Here is a 19,901-nt window from a genome sequence, read left to right as displayed (position 1 = left end):
AATGACCAGGTTCGATTGCAATTTCATTGACGGGAAGTGGACGAAGGCTGCTGGCGCGGGTCGCACCCCGGTCATCGATCCCACAAGCGAAAGCGAATGCGCGGTCGTCCTTCACGGATCGCGGGAAGACGTGGATACCGCAGCGCAAGCTGCCGCAAAGGCCTTCCCGCGCTGGAGTTCGACCCCGGTCGAAACTCGAGCCGCAATTCTCGAGCGCTGCCTCAATGAGATCGAGGCCCGAACCGATTCATTCGTCCAATCCATGGCGCAGGAAATTGGGGTACCGGTTTGGTTTGGCCGGCTTCTGCAAATTCCCATGCCGCTCCGCAACGGGGCCGTCGCGGTAGACTCGATCCGGACCATGGATTGGAGCGAGTACATGGGCGCGTCCCTGGTCAGCCGTGTACCAGTCGGCGTCGTCGGCGCAATCACGCCTTGGAATGCGCCCCTCCATCAGATTGTGGCGAAAGTCGTTGCCGCATTCGCCGCCGGCTGCACGGTGGTCCTGAAACCGAGCGAGACTGCTCCTTCTACGGCCGTCCTGTTCGCTGACGCGCTTGTAGCAGGCGGCCTGCCGCCCGGCGTTTTCAACATGATCTGGGGCGGAGCGGAAATCGGTGCAGCGCTTAGCAGCCACCCTGACATCGATATGCTGAGCTTCACCGGTTCCGAGACAGTCGGGATGGCTGTCGCAGAAGCTGCGGGTCGAGATGGCAAGCGCGTCGTCCTCGAGCTTGGAGGTAAATCAGCGGCGATCATTCTCAATGATGCGCCGCTCGAAAATGCTATTCCGGCCGTCCTGACGTCCTGTTTCGCCAACAGCGGTCAGACCTGCGTCGCGCAATCGCGTATGCTCGTGCCGCGAGGAGCGCTTTCCGATATCGAACAGCTTTGCCGTGAAGCGATGACGAGCTGGACGCTAGGCGATCCTCTGAAAGAAGCCACGCGAATGGGCCCGGTCGCGACCGCCAGACAATTGGGGCGCGTGACGGATCACATTGCCCGCGGGCGGCTCGAGGGAGCTCGCTCACTCGAAGCCACGGAGCGTAACGCAAAGCCGGCCAAAGGTTACTTTGTCGAGCCGACGGTATTTTCAAACGTGCACCCGTCGATGACGATTGCCCGGGAGGAGATCTTTGGGCCGGTATTGTCGATCATCCCCTACGAAGACGATGCGGAGGCGTGCGCGATTGCCAATGCCTCGTCCTACGGTCTCTCCGGCAGTGTTTGGAGTAGAGACAACGAGCGCGCGCTGCGCGTTGCCAGCGCGCTCCGAACCGGCCAGGTGAGCCTTAATGGGGCCCCCCAAAACTTCTTGGCTCCCTTCGGAGGTTTCAAGAAGTCCGGGTTTGGCCGCGAAAACGGCCGCTTCGGCGTCGAAGAATTCTTGCAGTACCGGGCCATTCACGGTGCCCGCCCTGCCCCCGACGCATGACCCATGAGGGGCTACTTCGTCCCCTCAGCAAGCTTGACGAGCGACTTCATCTTTCCGGACTGCTCGCTCAGGAAGTTCGCGAAGAGCTTGGGCCCGAGGAACGCTGGCTGGCACGAAAGATTCTCCACGCGCGTCACCACATCCTTGTCGGCCATGGCCTTCTCCGAAGCCGTGGAGAACGACTCGACCGCCTCGGCGGACAGCGTTGCCGGACCAAACAGGCCAAGCCAGGCCGGCACGTCGAACCCATTCAGACCCTGCTCCGCGAACGTGGGGATATTGGGCGCGATCGCATATCGCTTTCCCGCGGTGACACCGATCGGAACGACAGCCCCCGCCTTGATTTGCTCCGAGACAGAGGTGAGGTCCACGCAGGCCAGAGGCAATTGCCCGCCGAGCAGGTCGGTCGTCGCCGGCGCGCTCCCGCGGTAAGGAACGTGCGTCAGATTGGCGCCAGTCATTTGCTTCAGCACCTCGATCGAAAGATGCTGAGATGAATTGATGCCGGTCGATCCAAAGCTTAGCCCTTGCGGGCTCGCCTTGGATTTCGCCACAACATCGTCGATCGTTTTCAATCCAGTGGCAGGGCTCGCCACCAGGACGAGCGGGATGTCGACGAGCTTGGCAATCGCCGTGAGCTGCTTGAGCGGGTCAAATGGAGGGGCTCCCTCCACGTGTGGATTGATCGTGATGGCGCCCGTGGCGCCGATCCCGATGGTGCCGCCATCAGCGCCGGCCCGCGAAACAGCCATCAGGCCCACTGCGCCGCCACCGCCGGCCCGATTGTCGATCACGATTGTCGTTTTCAGGCTGTCCGTCAGGTAGTTGCCGAGCATTCGCGCAATGCCGTCGGCAGAAGCGCCCGGTGCAAAGGGGACGACGATCGTCACAGGACTCGTCACATTGGCCAACGCCGGTGACGTAGCCACCGCGATCACTCCCACCATTACTTCTCGCCTCGAAAGCATCCCTCAACCTCCAAATTCTTAATGTGTCCATTAGATGGACATCATTGTCATTTTTATGGAATGGCAGTATCGAGTCAAGAGGCGCCTCTGCAAGGCTGTCCTGGCCCTCCCGTGTTTGACTACTTAACATGTTAAATATATTTGAGCCGGATCGTCGATCTCGGAGCTCAATCAAGGAACCCAAAGATGTCGGACCTCGAAGCTAATCTTCTTAAAGCCGAGAAATACCTCGCCCGTTTTGAGACTGGCGGCGTCCTCAACCACATCAACGGCAAAGCGGTGCCAGCCCTCGATGGCCAGACGTTCGACACGACGTCTCCCGTCGATCTCAAAAGCCTCGGCAAGGTCGCGCACGGCAAAGCCGCCGACATCGACCGCGCGGCAGTAGCCGCAAAAGCAGCCTTCCCTGCCTGGGCTGCACTCGATGGCGAAAAGCGCAAGGCATTGCTGCACAAAGTCGCAGACGCAATCGTCGCGCGCGCCGAGGAAATCGCGTTCGTTGAATGCATGGACACGGGCCAGTCGTTGAAGTTCATGGCCAAGGCCGCCTTGCGTGGCGCGGAAAACTTCCGCTTCTTTGCCGACCGTGCGCCAGAGGCGCGCGATGGCAGCACTCTGCATGCGCCAGGTCAGATCAACATGACGACACGCCAGCCAATCGGCCCGGTCGGCATTATCACGCCTTGGAACACGCCCTTCATGCTGTCGACCTGGAAGATCGCCCCTGCCCTGGCCGCGGGCTGCACGATCGTCCACAAGCCTGCCGAGTTCTCGCCGCTGACGGCGCGGCTCCTTGTCGAGATCGCCGAAGAAGCCGGCTTGCCACCCGGCGTTTGGAACCTGGTCAACGGCTTCGGCGAGGATGCGGGCAAAGCACTCACGGAGCATCCGGACATCAAGGCGATCGGCTTCGTTGGAGAAAGCCGGACGGGCTCGCTGATCATGAAGCAGGGTGCGGATACGCTGAAGCGCGTGCATTTCGAACTCGGCGGAAAGAACCCTGTCATCGTCTTTGCCGACGCGGATCTTGAGCGCGCCGCCGATGCCGCCGCCTTCATGATCTATTCGCTGAACGGTGAGCGCTGCACCTCGTCCTCCCGCCTGCTCGTGGAAGAATCAATCTACGAAAAGTTCACCTCGATGATCGCCGATCGCGCCAAGCGCATTCCCGTTGGTCATCCGCTCGATCCGAAAACCGTGGTCGGCCCGCTGATTCATCCGGTGCACGAGAAGAAGGTTCTCGAATACATCGAGATCGGCAAAGGTGGCGGCGCGAAACTGTCGGCAGGCGGTGAAAAGGTCGCTGGACCAGGCGGAGGCTGCTACGTCTCGCCGACGTTGTTCACGAACGTGACCAACGATATGCGTATCGCGCAGGAAGAGATCTTTGGACCCGTCCTGAGTGCAATATCGTTCAAGAACGAAGCCGACGCGCTTCAGATCGCCAACGATACGCAATACGGCCTCACAGGATATCTCTGGACCTCCGACATCACGCGCGCCTTCCGGTTCACCAGCGGCCTGCAGGCCGGCATGATTTGGGTGAACTCCGAGAATGTCCGTCATTTGCCGACCCCGTTTGGTGGCCTGAAGAATTCCGGTGTTGGTCGAGATGGCGGCGACTGGTCTTTCGATTTTTACATGGAGACCAAGAACGTCGCTTTCGCAACCACCGAACATTCAATCCAGAAACTCGCCCGCTGATAGGAGACAACTATGCCGATTCCCGCTCCCGTCCTTTATCCGCCCTTCAATATCCTTCGCCTGAGCCACGTCGAACTGGCTGTCACCGACCTGGCCAAGTCTCGCGCCTTCTACGTCGACACCTTGGGACTTCAGGTCACCGATGAGACGTCGGATACGATCTATCTGCGTGCCATGGAGGAGCGCGGCCATCACTGCATCGTCCTGAAGAAGAGCTCTGCTGCGGTGGCGAGGGATCTCGGTTTCAAGGTCTTCGGCGACGAAGACCTTGAAAAGGCGGCCCACTTCTTCAAGGGAAAAGACTTGCCCGTCGACTGGGTCGAGCGTCCTTATCAGTCGCGTACGTTCCGCACGAAAGACCCTCACGGCATCCCATTAGAGTTCTATTCGAAGATGGACCGGCTTCCGCCAATCCATCAAAAGTACGCTCTCTACAAAGGTGTCAAACCGCTGCGCATCGACCACTTCAATTGTTTCTCACCAGATGTGGATGCGTCCGTCGCCTTCTACAACGAGATCGGCTTCCGCGTGACCGAATATACGGAGGACGAGGAAAGCGGTCGGCTATGGGCAGCCTGGACGCACCGCAAGGGCGGTGTGCACGACATCGCGTTTACCAACGGTCGTGGACCGCGGCTCCATCACACCGCATTCTGGGTCCCGACGCCGCTCAACATCATCGACTTGTGCGATCTGATGGCGACGACCGGATGGGTGAAGAACATCGAGCGCGGTCCTGGCCGGCACGGCATATCGAATGCGTTCTTCCTTTACATCCGTGATCCGGACGGGCACCGGATCGAAATCTACTGCTCGGATTATCAGACGGTTGATCCGGACCTCGAGCCCATCAAGTGGGATCTCAAGGATCCTCAGCGGCAAACCCTCTGGGGCGCGCCCGCACCGAAATCCTGGTTCGAGGAAGGCAGCCAATTTGCCGACGCCAAGGTCCGGGATTCCGTGTTGGCTGCCCAGCCAATCGTCGCGCCCTAACAAGGAGCTCAGAACATGGAATTTCGTTACGGGCGGCTTTCCACTGTCCTTGCAAACGGGAAGACGCGCTACGGCGTCATCACCGAGAAGGGCTTTGTCGACCTGTCGAGTCGGTTCGAGGCCAATTGGCCGAGCCTGCGCCACGTGATCGAGGCCGGCGCGCTCGACAAGCTCGTCGAGGCCGGCGCAGGGAAGTCGGAAGACTTTTCCTTGTCCGACGTGACATTCCTTCTCCCTGTGCCAAACCCCGAGAAGATCATTTGCGTCGGCGTCAACTACCCTGACCGTAATGAGGAGTACAAGGACGGCCAGGCCGCTCCGCAGAATCCCTCCTTGTTCCCCCGGTTTCCCCGATCGTTCGTAGGGCACAACGTGGCGTTGACCCGCCCACCGGAGTCCCCTCAATTGGACTACGAGGGCGAGGTCGTTCTTGTGATTGGCCAAGCCGGCCGTCGCATTCCGGAGGCGAAGGCCCTCGATCACGTCGCCGCTATCACCCTGTGCAACGAAGGGACGATCCGCGATTGGGTGAGGCACGCCAAGTTCAATGTGACGCAGGGCAAGAACTTTGATGGAACTGGCTCTATCGGACCTTGGCTGATCCCCTTCAAGGCCGAAAGCCAGATCGGCGACATCCGCCTCGTCACGCGGGTCAACGGAGAGGTCCGTCAGGAGGACCGCACCAGCCGAATGATCTTCCCGTTCCGGAAGCTCATCAATTACATCTCGACTTTCACAACGCTTGTACCGGGCGACGTCATTGTCACCGGTACTCCCACCGGAGCTGGTGCCCGACTGAATCCGCCGGTTTGGCTTCGCCCGGGCGACGTCGTTGAAGTCGAGGCGGATGGCATCGGAGTGCTCCGGAACAATATTGCCGACGAGGCCACTCAAATCTGAGAAATAAACCTCCCCCTAAATTCGGGAGGAGGCCGTGAGACGGCGTTCCGCAGAGCGGACGCCGGCTCGAATCCCTCTTTTTTGAGGTTTTCAAGCGCTAGAAGCTAGCAAGGGCTGTTATCGGGCCGGGCCAACCGGTATTGTAGAAGGGAAATCCACCACAACTCCCAGATTCTAGAGGCCAGATGGCAAAGAAGCGAAAAATCGCGGCAACCGAATCCGACGCCGGCATGTCCAGCGTCCGTGCCGTGGATCGGGCGATTGCCATCTTGCAGTGCTTTTCAGCCGATCAGCCGGCTATGAGCGTCATTGAGATCCAGAAGCGCGTCGGATTGAGCCGGCCGACCCTGTACAGGCTGCTTCACACTCTTTCGACCCGCGGATTGATCCACGCTGAGGGCGATCCTCAGCGCTTCAAGCTCGCGCACGGTGTGATGAAGCTCTCGCACGTCTGGCTCAGCGGTCTTGATGTCGTCAACGTAGCCCGCCCTATTCTGGAGGAGTTGCGTGACGCGACGGGCGAGACTTCGGCACTCTTCAGGCTGGAAGAGGATCGCAGCATCTGCATTCTGGAGTGCGAAAGCCGTCACGTATTGGCCATCAGTCGCGGAATCGGATCGTCGATGAAGATCCCGCAAGGTGCGACGGGTAAGGCTTTGCTTGCCTTCATGCCGCAAGAACGCCAGGCAGAATTTTTGGCTGAGATGCCGAAGGACGCTCAACGCAGCAACCTTGAAGAAGCCGTTCGCTCTGCGGCCCACAATGGCTACACGATCAGCCGCGGCGAGATATTTGTCGGCGCTGTCGCTGTGGCCGCCCCCTACTTTGATCATCGCGGAAATGTCGTCGGTTCGGTGGGCCTCTACGGTCCTGCGGCACGCGTAAGCGAAGAGAAGATTGCGGAGTTTGCGAGGCTGATCCGAGAAGCGGGTCACAAGATATCAACGCTTCTCGGCTCCCAAGCATCGGCGACGCCCTCGCAGGACGACGACTTGAAAACAGCCGATGTGACGCCAATCAAGCGTCGCAAGGCCGTCAAAGCGTAGTTCAAAGCTAACTTGGACGCGGATACTGGGCTCGGGCCGTAAGGACCGGAGCCTGCTCGCTGGTGCTGCGTGCAGGGGGCACCTTCCGGCCATGTTTTTGAGAATGGTGTTCATCTGATAGACACAGCTGTCTCGATCGGCTAAGTCCTCTTGAGCGGGGCGAGCGGCTCTCAAGCCACTCGACGCGCCCGAGCGAGACCCGAAGCCTAAGTCTAAGGGCAGTTCAGTCGCAGCCCGCGACAACTCAACTTGCCGTCTACGTCGCTTAGAGGGAGACCAAGCATGGGCGATCGCAAAATCGTTATCGTCGGCGCTGGTATTGGTGGATTGACTGCCGCACTCGCGCTCCTGCGGCGGGGTTTCGATGTCGAGATACTTGAACAAGCCGACGAACTGCGTGAAGCAGGCGCGGGTGTCCAGATCAGCCCTAACGGGACGCGCATTCTCTCCCATTTGGGGCTCGATGGCGCGATGGAAGGTGTTGCCGTCGCAGCCCAAGCCAAAGAGATACGTCTTTGGAATAGCGGAGAGACTTGGCCACTCTTTGATCTCGGGGCCGCATCAATCGCCGAATACGGATACCCGTATCTGATGTTCCATCGCGGCGATTTGCAGATGTTGCTTGCACGCGCGGTGACCGCTATCGCCCCGTCGGCGATCCGTTTGGGTGCGAAAGTGGCGGACGTTCTTCAAGGTGATCGACCTGCGGCGATCCTCGCGGACGGAGAACGCGTGTCCGGAGCCGCCTTGGTGGCGGCGGATGGAATTCATTCGCGTGTCCGCGCAGCCATGTTTGGCGATTCACATCCCGTATTCACGGGCTGCGTTGCCTGGCGCGGTACGGTTCCCGCGTCTTCGCTGCCTGAGAGCTTGCGCCGCCCGACTGGCGCTAACTGGGTAGGGCCGGGCCGCCACGTCGTCACCTACCCTCTGCGCCGCGGTGAGCTCATAAATTTCGTTGGCGTTGTCGAGCGCAATGAATGGCAAACCGAATCCTGGACCGCTCGCGGCGAGCGGGCCGAATGCGCTGCGGACTTTGCTGGTTGGCACGATGACATTCACGCGCTTATCGACACTATCGAAGTCCATTACCGGTGGGCTTTGATGAGCCGGAAGCCGATCCAGCAATGGTCGCGTGGCAGGATCGTCCTTATCGGTGACGCCGCACATCCAATGCTGCCATTCATGGCCCAAGGCGCGGTCATGGCCATCGAGGATGGCATGATATTGGCGCGTTGCGTCGAAGGCTTCGCGTCGGACATTCCAAAGTCTATTGCAACCTTTGAAGCCACACGAGTCGGACGCGCCAACCGCTGTGTCGATCTGGCCGACCGCAACCGCCTCCTGTTCCACAATGAGCGCCTTCTCGACCGTGAGGACGCGCAACGCTACGTCACGGTACAATGGAACGAGCAAAAGGTACGCGATCGTTACGATTGGCTCTTCCGCTATGACGCCGTGGACGGCCCGCTTGAGCCCAGCAGCGTTCCACCGAACGCGAGCGGAGTGGCGCCTTGATGAAAGCAGCATCAAGAGAGGGGACAACAATCGTTCAGCAAGCGCTCGGTCGCGCGCTGCCGCGCCCCGGATTGCTGGTCACAGATCACGACATGATGGGTCCGAACTCCCGGGACTACCGAGGGTGGTATCAAGGGGAAGCAATCGCTGTCGCTCGCCCGCGAAGCGTCGAGGAGGTTCAAGCCGTTGTGCGCGCCGCCAATGAGGCTGGGTGCGCGATTGTACCTCAGGGGGGAAATACAAGCCTTTGCGGTGGTGCTGTTCCTACCGGCGAAGGGGCTCCCGCGATCGTCCTTAGTACGACCGGATTGAACCGAATCAGGTCGATCGACCCGCGTTCGTGGTCGATCGTCGCCGAGGCGGGATGCACCATCTCCCAGATCCAGGAGGCCGCTCGAGCCGAAAGTCGCCACTTCGGCCTGGATTTCGGTGCCCGCGGCAGCGCAACTATCGGCGGGGCACTTGCCACGAACGCCGGCGGCATGGGTGTTGTGCGCTACGGCACTTGTCGAGACCTGACCTTGGGCGTTGAGGTTGTTCTCCCTGACGGGCAACTGTGGTGCGGGTTAAAGAATCTGCGCAAAGACAACAGCGGTTTCGATCTCAAGCAGCTCTTTGTCGGTTCCGAGGGCACACTAGGCGTTATGACGGCGGCTTCTTTGAAGCTGCACGCCGCTGAAGCGGCCAGCGTTTCTGCTCTCGTCAGCCTTGTCTCGCTCGACGCGGCTCCTGACTTCGCCAATCTCGCGCTTGAGATGGCTGGAGGAGAACTCGCGGCGATTGAACTGATGCCCGCCATGGGAATCCGGCGCACTTGCGAAGAGCTTTTGCATTGTCGATCGCCGATAGAACTGCGGGACGCTTGGTTCGTGCTCTGCCGCCTTGGTAGTCGAGAGCCCGTCCAAGACAAGCTCGAGAATATTGTCTCACGCGCGCTGGACGAGGGATTGATTACGGACGCGGTTCTCTCTCAATCGATGTCACAAGAAGCCCAACTCTGGACGATCCGAGATTCTTTTTCAGACCTACACAAGGTCCTCGGAGCATCCTTTCGCTTCGACTATTGCGTTCCGATCGGAAAAGTGCCCGAGCTCTATAATCGTCTGACATCGGCGATCGACGAACTTTTCCCGGGCTTTGTGCCATTTGCGTTTGGCCACCTGGGAGATGGAAATCTTCATTATAGTGCTTGCCAACCGCAAGAGAGCGGCGCGAACCATTTCGTCGACATGAGAAAGCAGATCGAAGCTGCCGCGAACGCGATCGTTTGGTCGCTTGGCGGAACGGTTAGTGCCGAGCACGGCATTGGCCAACTTCATTTATCGGAACTATCGCATCAGAAGAGCGACATCGAACTTGCTCTAATGCGTCGCGTGAAAGCAGCGCTCGATCCATTAAGCATCATGAACCCCGGTAAATTGATCCCCTAGGCTCGCACAGACAAGGCGTCAGAGTCACTAGGGCCGTCCGAGTTCGCGTGAAGTTGAGGGAAGGACGATGTACGACATATATTTGAACGGAAGAAGCGCGCTTCTGGTAGTTCCTCGAGGTGGATTACTTCCGTCAGAGCTAAGCGGCAATTGGAAGAGAAAGAAGCGAGCGGTTCGATCGGTCAGCGAGACCATTCGCATGGACGTGCAGCGTTTCGGCTATCATCGCCGCAGCCTGCTGCCGAGTCGATCGAGAAACTCAACAACTCTGTAGATCGCCGCCGAAGCAATGGAGCTTTGGCTACCCGCTCCCCGTCTGGAGCGGACACGCCGTAGTTCTCTAGAGAGCTTTGAACATGACCGAGACAGACAACAGAAGCGATCGACGGCATGCATCAAGGGCCATCGATTTGCAACAGCTTCGGCTAGCCGTGGTCGCCGCTGACTACGGAAGTTTTCGACGAGCCGCAGAAGTGCTTTCCATCAAACACACGGCACTAAGTCGTTCTATTGGCCAACTTGAGCATTTAGTTGGGACATCTTTATTTGATCGCTCAAGCGGAGGAATTAAGCCGACCAGCGCTGGCCGCGCGGTTTTGCGAATTGCGCGGTTGATCCTAGAACAAGTTGACATGCTCGTTGACAAAGGAAGGTCCAGTGGTCGCGGCGATACTGGCCATCTCATCATCGGCTTCTTTACATCCATGTCCACCGGAAATTTGCGAGCGACGATAGGTGAGCTCAAGAAGCAGCTCCCGAAACTCGAATTGGCGACAATGGAGCGCTCTCGTTTCCGTCTGATGACTGCCCTGCGTAACGGAACCGTCGACGTTGTCGTTAGCCCTGGACGTTTGCCTTCAAAAGACACCAGATCACTGCTGCTATGGAGCGAACGAATCCTGATCTCGCTACCTCAGGACCACCGCCTGGCGGCCCGCCAGATCATCTATTGGACCGATTTGCGCAACGAAACGATCCTTCTAAGTGAGTATGATCCAGGACGTGAGTTTGAGGATCTCTTGATTTCGAAGCTCGTTCTACCAGACGATCGCCCCAAGGTAGAGCGACACGATGTAAGCCGCGGCATCATCAAAAGTCTGACGAGTATGGGCATGGGGCTCAGTCTGGTGATGGAATCGGATATTGGCGCAAGTTTCGCTGGCCTGGTGTACCGGGAGTTGCAAGACGGAACGGGGCCAAGCCGGGTGGATTTCCATGCGCATTGGCGCGACGACAATGAAAATCCGGCTCTGAAGCGTTTCCTCAATCTGTTGGCAGAACGCTATCCGTCACCTTCGCCGGCTCTTGGGGATTGATTGGTTCGTCTCGCCCTTGCAAATCCGCGGTCCGTGGCCATGAAGCGCGCCAGCATGGGCGCGATCAGCTTTGCCGGATCGATACTCTGCCCGCTTTCGCGTGTCACAGCATCTGCATAGGCGACGAGATCCCGATGGACTGATGCTGGAAGCTCAGTGGTTACCTTGACCGGCTTGTCGTCGGGCAGCGTTCCTATTCTAAGCTTTGTCATCCCCTACCCTCCGTAAGGCACAAGTATGAGGTCACGATTGACGACAACGCGAACCGGGAAGCCGGGTCGGACAGTCAAAGTGGGCTGAATATTGAGGCTACGCCGAACTACCTGCTGCCCGGTCTGGTTGAGTGAATCCGAGGCGCCGTGCCGCAATGCCTGGATGATGGCGCTGTCGTTGCTATTGGTATCCGAGCCAGCCCCTAGTTCGGTCCCGACCGCCAAAAACGTCGATAGTGCCGCAGCCTTGAAGAGTTCACTCCAGTGGTTGTCGACCTGGTCTTCGAGACCTGCATAGCCAGCGGTGTCAGCGCCGGGCTGCCGCTCGAGAACGATAGAACGTCCATTCGGCATGATCAGCCGGGTCCAGACGAGCAGGACGCGGGACTGACCGAAAGTGACCTGGCTGTCGTACATGCCGATCAGACGCGCTCCTTGCGGCACAAGGAGAAAGCGGCCGGTAGGCGTGTCAAAGACATTCTCGGTGACCTGCGCAGTGATTTGGCCCGGAAGGTCCGATCGGATCCCGGTTATCAGGGCTCCCGAAAAAACCGTCCCGGCCTGCACGACATACGGTGAAGCCGGCCTCGTGATGCGGTCAGGGCTAAGCGTGCGACGGTCCACAGACGCGTTGACGAAGGCAAGCTTGCGGTCCTGACCATTCTGCGCAGATCCATCGTCGCCGATGCTTGTTGCGCTCGCCGGCACAACGCGCTCGCTTCCAACAGCTGCAGCGGCGGACGGACGCACTTCTCGTCCGTTGGTCGAAGCGAACAGATGACTGGTGCGGGCTGCTTCGGTCTCTTGATCCCGGCGCTGCTGGTCTGGATCAGCGCCGATCGTCGGCGACTGGCCCTGAGCTGCAAGGATGGGTCGACCGAGGTCCCCGGGGAGCGGTGGACCAAGCTGCGGAATTGACTGGCGCGGAACGCCAGCATAGTCCTTCGGCAGCGTCGTAATACCGTCGGCAACATTGTGGTGGTCGGTACTGTAAAGCTCATCGGCCGCTTGATTGCGGGAGCGATTGTTCTGTAGCGACCACAGCACCGCTCCGCCGATGACAAGCAGGGCAACCGCGCTCCCGCCCGCCAAGACCTTCCGCGACAACCGCGTCACGCGCGGATGCTCTGCTCTCAAGCGGAAGCTTTCGGACTGCTTCCCTTGTGTTTGTGGCGGAACTGCTTGCTCGTGATCGTTCACATTCCGAGTGTTCATGACGACGGCCTCCCGTCGGTCCTGACAATACGGACCTTCTGCTGGTGCTCGCCGCCAAGTCGCAGTTCGGCGGCAGCAAAAAGCCGATCGACAATCAATACGTTGCCGTAAGCGCGATAGTTGACGAGTTCGGTTTTGCCGTCTGGACCAATGACGAAGAGCGGAGGCATCTCGCCCTGCACGATGCCTTGCGGGAATTCGACATAGACCTTGCGACCATCGTCGTATGCGGCAAGCGGCCGCCAAGGTGGGGTGTCTCCTTCGATGGCGTAGCGAAAAATACGCTCCGCCGGATCCGGAAGAATGGGTTTCAGAGCGACCGAACGCACTTGTTCGCGAACGGTTTCTGGATAATACCATGCAACGGACGGCATATATGGCCGCTCGCGCGAGCGGAGCTCGATCAGGTATGTGCGCCGATCGGTATTGACGACAAGATTGGTCTCGATCGATGCCCGGGTCGGCTTGACCAGGATATGGACGCGGCGCGTGTCACCGCTCCCGCTCTCGGTATCGCCAACGACCCACCGCACTGTGTCACCGGCCGCGATAGGTCCCGATCCCGTCAGTTGCTCTCCTTCCTCGAGCGCAATATCCGTGATCTGGCCCGGCGCCGCGTAAATCTGATAGAGCGCGCCTGGACTGTAAGCGTAGATTTGCGCTGCATTGAAGTACCCCCGCTTGCGCGGTTCGACGCGCGCTGCGCTGTTTGCCGTCTCAACCCGGCCCACAGGTTCAGGCTCTTCCTTCCCTCCCGACTTTCCGCCAAGAGCCGGTTTCCAGAGCGGTGGAACGTGAAGTGGTCGTGATCTGTCGTCGAGAGGCGCTGGAGGCGCCTGCAGCGGAGGGACTTGCGCGTCATAGCTAATCTCCGGCGGAATATAGGTCGCGCACCCACCGAGCGCCGACGAACAAAGCAGAAGGGCGGATAGAAATACTCGCTTCGCGGTCACGAACTCGGACCGTGTCGAATTGAGACTGTTGTGCGAGCTGGGACCCTTGAAATGAACCACAGAAGGCGTTTTGGTCACTGACTCAACTCCTTTGACCAGTTGATGGCGCGGACATAGACACCAAGGGGATTCTTGCGCAGGCGTTCGGCATCACGCGGCGTCTCGTTCACTACCGTGAGAATCGCGGTCCATCGCTCGGTCGAGCTCAACGAACCGTTGTCGTAGCTGCGCTGGGTCCACGCGACCCGAAAGCTTTCTGAAGAAGCCCGAATGACGCTCGAGACATCGACGGAGATTTGTGCCTTGCCCAGCTTTGCGAAGGGGTCATTGTTGCGCGCATAGTCGTTGAGGGCCGCTGCCCCGCGATCGGTCGTAAAATCGTAGGCCCGGAGCCAGTTTTGGCGCAGAACGATGCCATCGGTCGGGAGACCTCTGACGTCCTCGATGAAGCGGGCCAAGTGATAGGCGATCTGCGCGTCTGTGGGTTGATAGTCGAAGTTGGCCGGCGCGACCCTCTGGGCCTGGCCGAGATGATCGACTTCAACCACCCAGGGCGTGATCGATCCTTGGCTCGAATGCCAGACAAGGCCGCCGGCGAGACTGGCGGATAGCATCAAGCAGCCGAACGCCATCAAGCGCCAGTTCTTGGCTTGTACGCGCGCCGAACCAATGCGCTCGTCCCAAACCTGCGCTGCTTTTTGATAAGGCGTGGTCGGCTCGGGCATGCGCCCGTAGTGAACGGAAGGTCGTTTGAACATCTATAGTTGCCCCTGAGATGAAGTGATCGGTTTTTGTGCGGTGCCCGCATTTGAGGTGGCGCCGCTCGCGGCGAGTGCTAGCTCGGCTGGATCAGCGCTCTCCTTCAGACAGATCGACGGAAGAGCCGCTGCCACCGTGATCGCCTGAGCGGACCGCCTGTCCGGCTGCCGACGCGCCATGCCGAATGGTCTGGGCACGCTTCATGCGCCGAGCCCAATCGGGCTGCCCTTCTGCCGAAGTGTTTGGGGCCTGCTCGCCAGCTTGCCCACTTCCGCTGAGGGCAGCCCCGGCGCGGCGTAAGGGGCTCATCACAACGGAACCACCAGCCTCTGCAACGCCGGCAAGGCCGCCACTTCGATAGGCGGCAGCCGCTCCGCTCAAGACGGCGCTGCCGCCACGCGCGGCGCCCGCAATTGCGCTACCAGCGAGACCAGCACCGCCAGCAGCGAGACCTGCACCGGCCGCAACAACACCTCCGGCAGCAAGCCCCGTGCCAATCGCGGCGCCTGCGCCGAGTTGCGGTCCGCCGGACACCAGGCCGTTTGCGATACCAGGACCGAAGATACCGAGGCCCAATAACGAAAGCGCCGCGAGCACCAGCGTCATCGCGTCTTCAATGGTCGGCTGACCGCCAGCGAAGCCAGCGGTGAACTGCGAGAACAGGGTCGATCCAATGCCGACGATGACGGCCAGGACCAAGACCTTGATTCCAGAAGATATGACGTTGCCCAACACCCGCTCTGCCGCGAAGGCAGTCTTGCCAAACAAGCCAAAGGGAATGAGCACGAAGCCAGCCAGCGTCGTGAGCTTGAACTCGATCAGGGTGACGAAGAGCTGGATCGCCAGAATGAAGAAGGCGAGCAGCACCACGACCCAGGCGAACAAGAGGACGACGATCTGGACGAAATTCTCGAAGAAACTGATGTAGCCCATCAGGTTCGAGATCGAGTCGAGCAATGGCCGGCCGGCATCGAGCCCGATCTGAGCGATCTTTCCCGGTCGCAGGAAATCTGACGCGGAGAGGCTTGCACCAGACGCTTTCAACCCAAGCCCGGCAAAGCTTTCAAAGACGATGCGCGCCAGGCTGTTCCAGTTGCCGATGAGGTAAGCAAAGACGCCGACGAAGAGCGTCTTCTTGACGAGGCGCGCGATGATGTCGTCGTCGGTTCCCCAACTCCAGAACAACGCGGCGAGTGTGATGTCGATCGCCGCAAGGGTCGTTGCGAGATATCCAATATCGCTACCCAGCAGCCCGAAGCCATTATCGATATAACGCGTGAACGTTTCCAGGAACTGGTCGATGATCCCCGTACCAGTCATGGCTTGCTCGCCTCAGGTGTCGCCAGTGGCGGATATCCCTGCGGGATCCGGCTTTGATCCTTTGGGGCGGGCGGCAAGCTGCCGGCCGACCCATCGTGGCCGGGAGTTGCAGCACCGTCTTTCTTGCCAAGGAAGTGACGCCGGTGTTCGTCCCAAACCCGCTTACAATGTTGATAGCCTGCCGTGTCCTCCGAAGTGACGCTGCGGCAGCGTGCGAGGTCTGAGCTCGTTGCACCTATCGTCTGCTCTGCCTTCGGTGGCGGAGACTCCTCTCCACCACGAAGCTGACTCGTGCAGGCAGCGATGGCGAATACGCCGATTGTCGTAAGCATCGACAACGCCTTGAACGCCCTTACATCGGTCATCAGTGGAACATCCGCACATCTTGGGACTGATAGCCCTGTCCGGGGGTCAGGAAGCGCCTAAGCTGTTCTCGCCCCTGGTCCTGGGCCGAGGCGCGCTGCGCCGCTTCGAGGCTCTGTGCCCTGCCCTGCGCCGCCACGGCAGCCGTGAGATCGGCGAGTTGTTGCGCTTGAAGCGCCAGAATCTGATTGCCGGCTTGGGTTGCCTGCAAGGCGCCACTGGCGCCTTGACTTGATGTTACAAGCGCTGACGTCTGGATGCGGTTGGTGTCGAGGTTGCCGACGACTCCGGCTTGGACACGGAGTGAATCCTGCAACGCCGCGACAGAATTCTGCCACCGCGACTGAGCGTTGGTGACCAACAACTGGCTCGACTGGCTGCCGGTGACCGGCGCATAGCTGGTCGAGAACGCGCGATCGATCTGTTGGACGTCGTAGGCGATCCGCTGGGCCTGAGCCAGCAATTGCTGGGTCCGCTGGATCGACGATTGCAGTTGCTGCAGCGACGAATACGGCAGGCTTGCCAAGTTCTTCGCCTGATTGATCAGCATCTGCGCCTCGTTCTGCAACGAGGTGATCTGATTGTTGATCTGCTGGAGTTCCCGCGCGGCGGTCAGGACGTTCTGAACGTAGTTGTTGGGATCAAAGACGATCAACGCTCGCGCGGGCACCGTAACGCCGAGCACCAGCGCGACGGTGCCGGCACCTATCAATAGGCCAAGACGCCTCATTGCGATTTCTCCAGATTGCCGAGATTGGGGATCAGGTCGGTGGCCCAGGCAACACCACGGTGCTGGAGCCAGGCCGGCACGAAGCCGTTAGGTCCATGCTCGGCGAGAAGCTGTGCGATGGCAGCTTGGTCTGTCTTGGAAGAGGCTGCGGTGAATGCGAGCGCAACCTCGCCAAGGCCGAGTTCGAACATCCGGTTGCCCCGGCGGGACTGGCAGTAGTAATCGCGCTTCGGCGTTGCCCGGCTCAGCAGCTCGATCTGGCGGTCATTGAGGCCGAAGCGGCGATAGATCGCGGTGATCTGCGGCTCGATCGCCCGCTCGTTCGGCAACAATAGGCGTGTTGGGCAGCTTTCGATGATCGCCGGCGCGATGGCGGAGCCATCGATGTCCGAGAGCGACTGGGTGGCGAAGATAACAGAGGCGTTTTTCTTCCGAAGCGTCTTCAGCCATTCCCGGAGTTGTCCGGCAAAATCCTCGTCGTCGAGGGCAAGCCAGCCTTCATCGACAATCAGGAGCGTCGGCCGGCCGTCGAGGCGGTCTCCAATACGATGGAAGAGGTAGGCCAACACGGCCGGGGCCACGCTCGTTCCGATCAACCCTTCGGTCTCGAATGCTTGGACCGAGCCCTCACCCAGGCGTTCGAATTCGGCATCAAGCAGGCGCCCGGAGGGGCCACCCAAGCAATAGGGTTGTAAAGCACGTTTCAGGGCGTTCGATTGCAGCAGGACCGACAGGCCCGTCAGGGTGCGTTCCTGCATCGGCGCCGAGGCAAGAGACGTCAACGCCGACCACAGATGATCCTTGACGTCCGGAGTGATCTCGATCTTTTCCCGCGCTAGGATCGCGCCGATCCATTCCGTCGCCCATCCCCGCTCGGACGGGTCATCGATCCAGGCCAGTGGCTGCAACGCAACGGGTTGGTCGCCTCCGTCGGACAATGCGCCGCCGAGATCATGCCAATCACCGCCCATCGCGAGTGAGGCCGCTCGGATCGAGCCGCCAAAATCGAACGCAAAGACCTGAGCATTCGGGTACCGGCGGAACTGCAACGCCATCAGCGCAAGCAGCACCGATTTGCCGGCGCCGGTCGGTCCCACCACCAAGGTATGGCCGACGTCCCCAACGTGGAGCGAGAATCGGAACGGCGTCGAACCCTCGGTCTTGCCGAACAGAAGAGGCGGACCTTTGAAATGCTGATCCCTCGCCTCGCCCGCCCATACAGCCGACATCGGGATCATGTGGGCGAGGTTGAGGGTCGAAACCGGTGGCTGCCGCACGTTGGCGTAGACGTGCCCGGGCAGACTGCCGAGCCAGGCTTCAACTGCGTTCACCGTCTCAATCATGCACGTGAAATCGCGGCCCTGAATGACCTTCTCGACCAGACGGAGCTTTTCATCGGCAGCATTGGGATCGCGGTCCCAGACGGTGATGGTTGCCGTGACAAAGGCTTGTCCGATCTGATCCGACCCTAATTCCTGAAGCGCGGCGTCGGCGTCCATCGCCTTGTTGTGGGCATCGGTATCGAGCAGCGTCGAGGCCTCGTTGGTCATGACCTCCTTGAGAATGGCCCCGATGGATTTTCTCTTTGCGAACCACTGCCGGCGAATCTTGGTGAGCAGCTTGGTGGCGTCGGTCTTGTCGAGCATGATCGCGCGGGTCGACCAGCGATAGGCAAATGCCAGCCGGTTCAGGTCGTCCAGAATCCCCGGCGTCGTCGCGCCCGGAAAGCCGACGATGGTCAGAACCCGAACGTTGGCTGAACCGAGCATCGGCTCGAGACCGCCGGTCAGCGGCTGGTCGGCCAACAGCGCATCGATGTATATGGGAATTTCGGGCACCCGAACGCGATGACGCTTGGTCGAGATCGTCGAGTGCAGGTAGGTCAGTGTGTCCTGGTCATCGAGCCAAGCGCATTCGGGCATAAACCCTTCAACAAGCTGCAGCACGCGATTGGTTTGATCGACAAACCCGCGGAGCACCTCGCGCGCATCGGCTCCAACGGTGCGATCCCGTCCCTCATAGAGCAATCGCTCCGCCTTGGCGGCCCCCTCCTCCGGCGGCAGATAAAGGAACGTCAGGAAATAGCTCGACTCATAGTGGGCGCCCGCCTCCTCAAATTGAGCTTTTCGTTCGGCATCGACCAGCGCTGACGCGACATCCGGAAAGTTGTTCGGCGGGTAGGCACCCGCAGAGTGACGCTGCGCCTCAACGAACACGGCCCAGCCGGATCCCAGCCGGCGCAAGGCGTTGTTCAAACGACCGGCGACGGCGACAAGTTCGGCCGGCACAGCGCTATCGAGGTCGGGGCCTCGGAATTTTGCTGTCCGTTGGAACGAGCCATCCTTGTTTAGGATGATGCCCTCGTCGACCAGGGCTGCCCAAGGCAGAAAGTCGGCGAGACGCGCGTTGGAATGGCGATATTCGGCAAGGTTCATCATGATAGAGAGCTCAAGAGTTAAGATGGCCGGGAATGCGCAGATGTCGGCGCACTACATCGACAAAGGCGGGATCGCGCTTGGCGGCCCAGACGGCGGCCATGTGGCCGATGAACAAGAGGACGAGACCCGCGATCCAGAGTCGCAGTCCAAGTCCAAGGGCAGCCGCAAGCGTGCCGTTTACGATCGCGACTGACCGGGGTGCCCCGCCCATCAGGATTGGTTCGGTGAGTGCACGGTGAACGGGCACGACAAAACCTGCGACCGGCTCATCCATCAGATCACCACACCGCCGCCGAAGGAGAAGAACGACAGGAAGAAGCTCGAGGCGGCAAACGCGATCGACAGACCGAACACGATCTGGATCAGCCTGCGGAAGCCACCGGACGAATCCCCGAACGCGAGTGTCAGCCCGGTCACGACGATGATGATGACGGCGATGATCTTGGCGACCGGCCCTTCGACCGACTGCAAAATCTGATTGAGTGGCTGCTCCCATGGCATGTTCGAGCCGGCCGCCCAGGCCGGCGCCGACATCAATAGAACTGACCCGGAGGCGACCAGGGTCGCGGATTGCCAAAGAAAGCGAAATTGCTGACGCATG

At 60.0% G+C, this 19,901-nt stretch carries 19 protein-coding genes; 8 read left to right on the top strand and 11 right to left on the bottom strand.

Features of this window, described 5'->3' with window-relative positions:
- Window position 1: 1 nt before the first annotated feature.
- Window positions 2-1,435, top strand: a complete 1,434-nt coding sequence (locus SO139_RS20125; RefSeq protein WP_498540448.1) for an aldehyde dehydrogenase family protein — start codon at window positions 2-4, stop codon at window positions 1,433-1,435.
- A gap of 11 nt (window positions 1,436-1,446) precedes the next feature.
- On the opposite strand, the gene SO139_RS20120 is transcribed toward SO139_RS20125, so the two are convergent.
- Window positions 1,447-2,364, bottom strand: a complete 918-nt coding sequence (locus SO139_RS20120; protein ID WP_498540447.1) for a Bug family tripartite tricarboxylate transporter substrate binding protein — start codon at window positions 2,362-2,364, stop codon at window positions 1,447-1,449.
- A 225-nt stretch (window positions 2,365-2,589) separates the two neighbouring features.
- Between SO139_RS20120 and hpaE the strand changes: the two genes are divergently transcribed.
- The 7 genes from hpaE to SO139_RS20085 all read left to right on the top strand — a co-directional run bounded on the left by hpaE (window position 2,590) and on the right by SO139_RS20085 (window position 11,310).
- Complete coding sequence (gene hpaE / locus SO139_RS20115; RefSeq protein ID WP_498540446.1) at window positions 2,590-4,107, top strand: 5-carboxymethyl-2-hydroxymuconate semialdehyde dehydrogenase; 1,518 nt, start codon at window positions 2,590-2,592, stop codon at window positions 4,105-4,107.
- 12 nt (window positions 4,108-4,119) lie between these two features.
- A complete protein-coding gene (gene hpaD, locus SO139_RS20110) occupies window positions 4,120-5,100 on the top strand; it encodes a 3,4-dihydroxyphenylacetate 2,3-dioxygenase (protein WP_498540445.1) in 981 nt (326 codons plus the stop codon).
- Between the two features lie 15 nt (window positions 5,101-5,115).
- Window positions 5,116-6,000, top strand: a complete 885-nt coding sequence (locus tag SO139_RS20105; RefSeq protein ID WP_498540444.1) for a fumarylacetoacetate hydrolase family protein — start codon at window positions 5,116-5,118, stop codon at window positions 5,998-6,000.
- 185 nt (window positions 6,001-6,185) lie between these two features.
- Complete coding sequence (locus SO139_RS20100; RefSeq protein WP_498540443.1) at window positions 6,186-7,046, top strand: IclR family transcriptional regulator; 861 nt, start codon at window positions 6,186-6,188, stop codon at window positions 7,044-7,046.
- Window positions 7,047-7,328: 282 nt separating this feature from the next.
- Window positions 7,329-8,564 (top strand): FAD-dependent monooxygenase, encoded by a 1,236-nt coding sequence (locus SO139_RS20095; protein ID WP_498540442.1) that lies wholly within the window; start codon window positions 7,329-7,331, stop codon window positions 8,562-8,564.
- On the top strand, window positions 8,564-9,994 hold the full coding sequence (locus SO139_RS20090; RefSeq protein ID WP_498540491.1) for an FAD-binding oxidoreductase: 1,431 nt from the start codon (window positions 8,564-8,566) through the stop codon (window positions 9,992-9,994). The genes SO139_RS20095 and SO139_RS20090 overlap by 1 nt, the downstream gene beginning before the upstream one ends.
- A 356-nt stretch (window positions 9,995-10,350) precedes the next feature.
- Window positions 10,351-11,310 carry a LysR family transcriptional regulator gene (locus SO139_RS20085; protein WP_498540441.1) on the top strand — a complete coding sequence of 320 codons (960 nt, stop codon included), beginning with the start codon at window positions 10,351-10,353 and terminating at the stop codon, window positions 11,308-11,310.
- Here the strand turns inward: SO139_RS20085 and SO139_RS20080 are convergent.
- The 10 genes from SO139_RS20080 to SO139_RS20035 form a co-directional block, all read right to left on the bottom strand.
- A complete protein-coding gene (locus SO139_RS20080) occupies window positions 11,277-11,522 on the bottom strand; it encodes a DUF2274 domain-containing protein (RefSeq protein ID WP_498540440.1) in 246 nt (81 codons plus the stop codon). The two genes, SO139_RS20085 and SO139_RS20080, sit on opposite strands and share 34 nt — an antisense overlap.
- Before the next feature lie 3 nt (window positions 11,523-11,525).
- Window positions 11,526-12,737 (bottom strand): TraB/TrbI/VirB10 family type IV secretion system protein, encoded by a 1,212-nt coding sequence (locus SO139_RS20075; protein ID WP_498540439.1) that lies wholly within the window; start codon window positions 12,735-12,737, stop codon window positions 11,526-11,528.
- Complete coding sequence (trbG, locus tag SO139_RS20070; protein WP_498540438.1) at window positions 12,734-13,768, bottom strand: P-type conjugative transfer protein TrbG; 1,035 nt, start codon at window positions 13,766-13,768, stop codon at window positions 12,734-12,736. The genes SO139_RS20075 and trbG overlap by 4 nt, the downstream gene beginning before the upstream one ends.
- Window positions 13,765-14,448: a conjugal transfer protein TrbF gene (gene trbF, locus SO139_RS20065; protein ID WP_498540437.1), complete on the bottom strand. Its 684-nt coding sequence runs from the start codon at window positions 14,446-14,448 to the stop codon at window positions 13,765-13,767. Before trbF ends, trbG begins: the two co-directional genes overlap by 4 nt.
- 91 nt (window positions 14,449-14,539) lie before the next feature.
- Window positions 14,540-15,769 (bottom strand): P-type conjugative transfer protein TrbL, encoded by a 1,230-nt coding sequence (gene trbL, locus SO139_RS20060; RefSeq protein ID WP_498540436.1) that lies wholly within the window; start codon window positions 15,767-15,769, stop codon window positions 14,540-14,542.
- Window positions 15,766-16,101 (bottom strand): putative entry exclusion protein TrbK-alt, encoded by a 336-nt coding sequence (gene trbK-alt, locus SO139_RS20055; RefSeq protein ID WP_498540490.1) that lies wholly within the window; start codon window positions 16,099-16,101, stop codon window positions 15,766-15,768. The genes trbL and trbK-alt overlap by 4 nt, the downstream gene beginning before the upstream one ends.
- 32 nt (window positions 16,102-16,133) lie before the next feature.
- Window positions 16,134-16,862, bottom strand: a complete 729-nt coding sequence (trbJ, locus tag SO139_RS20050) for a P-type conjugative transfer protein TrbJ (RefSeq protein ID WP_498540435.1) — start codon at window positions 16,860-16,862, stop codon at window positions 16,134-16,136.
- Complete coding sequence (gene trbE / locus SO139_RS20045; protein ID WP_498540434.1) at window positions 16,859-19,300, bottom strand: conjugal transfer protein TrbE; 2,442 nt, start codon at window positions 19,298-19,300, stop codon at window positions 16,859-16,861. The genes trbJ and trbE overlap by 4 nt, the downstream gene beginning before the upstream one ends.
- A 10-nt stretch (window positions 19,301-19,310) precedes the next feature.
- Window positions 19,311-19,574 (bottom strand): VirB3 family type IV secretion system protein, encoded by a 264-nt coding sequence (locus tag SO139_RS20040; RefSeq protein ID WP_498540433.1) that lies wholly within the window; start codon window positions 19,572-19,574, stop codon window positions 19,311-19,313.
- Window positions 19,574-19,900, bottom strand: a complete 327-nt coding sequence (locus SO139_RS20035; protein ID WP_498540432.1) for a TrbC/VirB2 family type IV secretion system protein — start codon at window positions 19,898-19,900, stop codon at window positions 19,574-19,576. The genes SO139_RS20040 and SO139_RS20035 overlap by 1 nt, the downstream gene beginning before the upstream one ends.
- Window position 19,901: the final 1 nt, after the last annotated feature.

It is taken from the genome of Bradyrhizobium sp. UFLA05-89, assembly GCF_059803475.1.
Note: the sequence above shows the minus strand (reverse complement) of the source record. Positions and strands in the feature narration are given on the sequence as shown.

Excerpts from the sequence above, each read along its gene's own strand:
- trbK-alt (WP_498540490.1), bottom strand. The coding sequence starts at position 16,101 with ATGCTTACGACAATCGGCGTATTCGCCATCGCTGCCTGCACGAGTCAG.
- trbL (WP_498540436.1), bottom strand. The coding sequence starts at position 15,769 with ATGACTGGTACGGGGATCATCGACCAGTTCCTGGAAACGTTCACGCGT.
- SO139_RS20035 (WP_498540432.1), bottom strand. The coding sequence starts at position 19,900 with ATGCGTCAGCAATTTCGCTTTCTTTGGCAATCCGCGACCCTGGTCGCC.
- SO139_RS20080 (WP_498540440.1), bottom strand. The coding sequence starts at position 11,522 with ATGACAAAGCTTAGAATAGGAACGCTGCCCGACGACAAGCCGGTCAAG.
- SO139_RS20095 (WP_498540442.1), top strand. The coding sequence starts at position 7,329 with ATGGGCGATCGCAAAATCGTTATCGTCGGCGCTGGTATTGGTGGATTG.
- trbE (WP_498540434.1), bottom strand. The coding sequence starts at position 19,300 with ATGATGAACCTTGCCGAATATCGCCATTCCAACGCGCGTCTCGCCGAC.
- trbF (WP_498540437.1), bottom strand. The coding sequence starts at position 14,448 with ATGTTCAAACGACCTTCCGTTCACTACGGGCGCATGCCCGAGCCGACC.
- SO139_RS20090 (WP_498540491.1), top strand. The coding sequence starts at position 8,564 with ATGAAAGCAGCATCAAGAGAGGGGACAACAATCGTTCAGCAAGCGCTC.
- hpaE (WP_498540446.1), top strand. The coding sequence starts at position 2,590 with ATGTCGGACCTCGAAGCTAATCTTCTTAAAGCCGAGAAATACCTCGCC.
- SO139_RS20105 (WP_498540444.1), top strand. The coding sequence starts at position 5,116 with ATGGAATTTCGTTACGGGCGGCTTTCCACTGTCCTTGCAAACGGGAAG.
- hpaD (WP_498540445.1), top strand. The coding sequence starts at position 4,120 with ATGCCGATTCCCGCTCCCGTCCTTTATCCGCCCTTCAATATCCTTCGC.
- SO139_RS20040 (WP_498540433.1), bottom strand. The coding sequence starts at position 19,574 with ATGGATGAGCCGGTCGCAGGTTTTGTCGTGCCCGTTCACCGTGCACTC.
- SO139_RS20125 (WP_498540448.1), top strand. The coding sequence starts at position 2 with ATGACCAGGTTCGATTGCAATTTCATTGACGGGAAGTGGACGAAGGCT.
- SO139_RS20100 (WP_498540443.1), top strand. The coding sequence starts at position 6,186 with ATGGCAAAGAAGCGAAAAATCGCGGCAACCGAATCCGACGCCGGCATG.
- SO139_RS20075 (WP_498540439.1), bottom strand. The coding sequence starts at position 12,737 with ATGAACACTCGGAATGTGAACGATCACGAGCAAGCAGTTCCGCCACAA.
- trbJ (WP_498540435.1), bottom strand. The coding sequence starts at position 16,862 with ATGAGGCGTCTTGGCCTATTGATAGGTGCCGGCACCGTCGCGCTGGTG.
- SO139_RS20085 (WP_498540441.1), top strand. The coding sequence starts at position 10,351 with ATGACCGAGACAGACAACAGAAGCGATCGACGGCATGCATCAAGGGCC.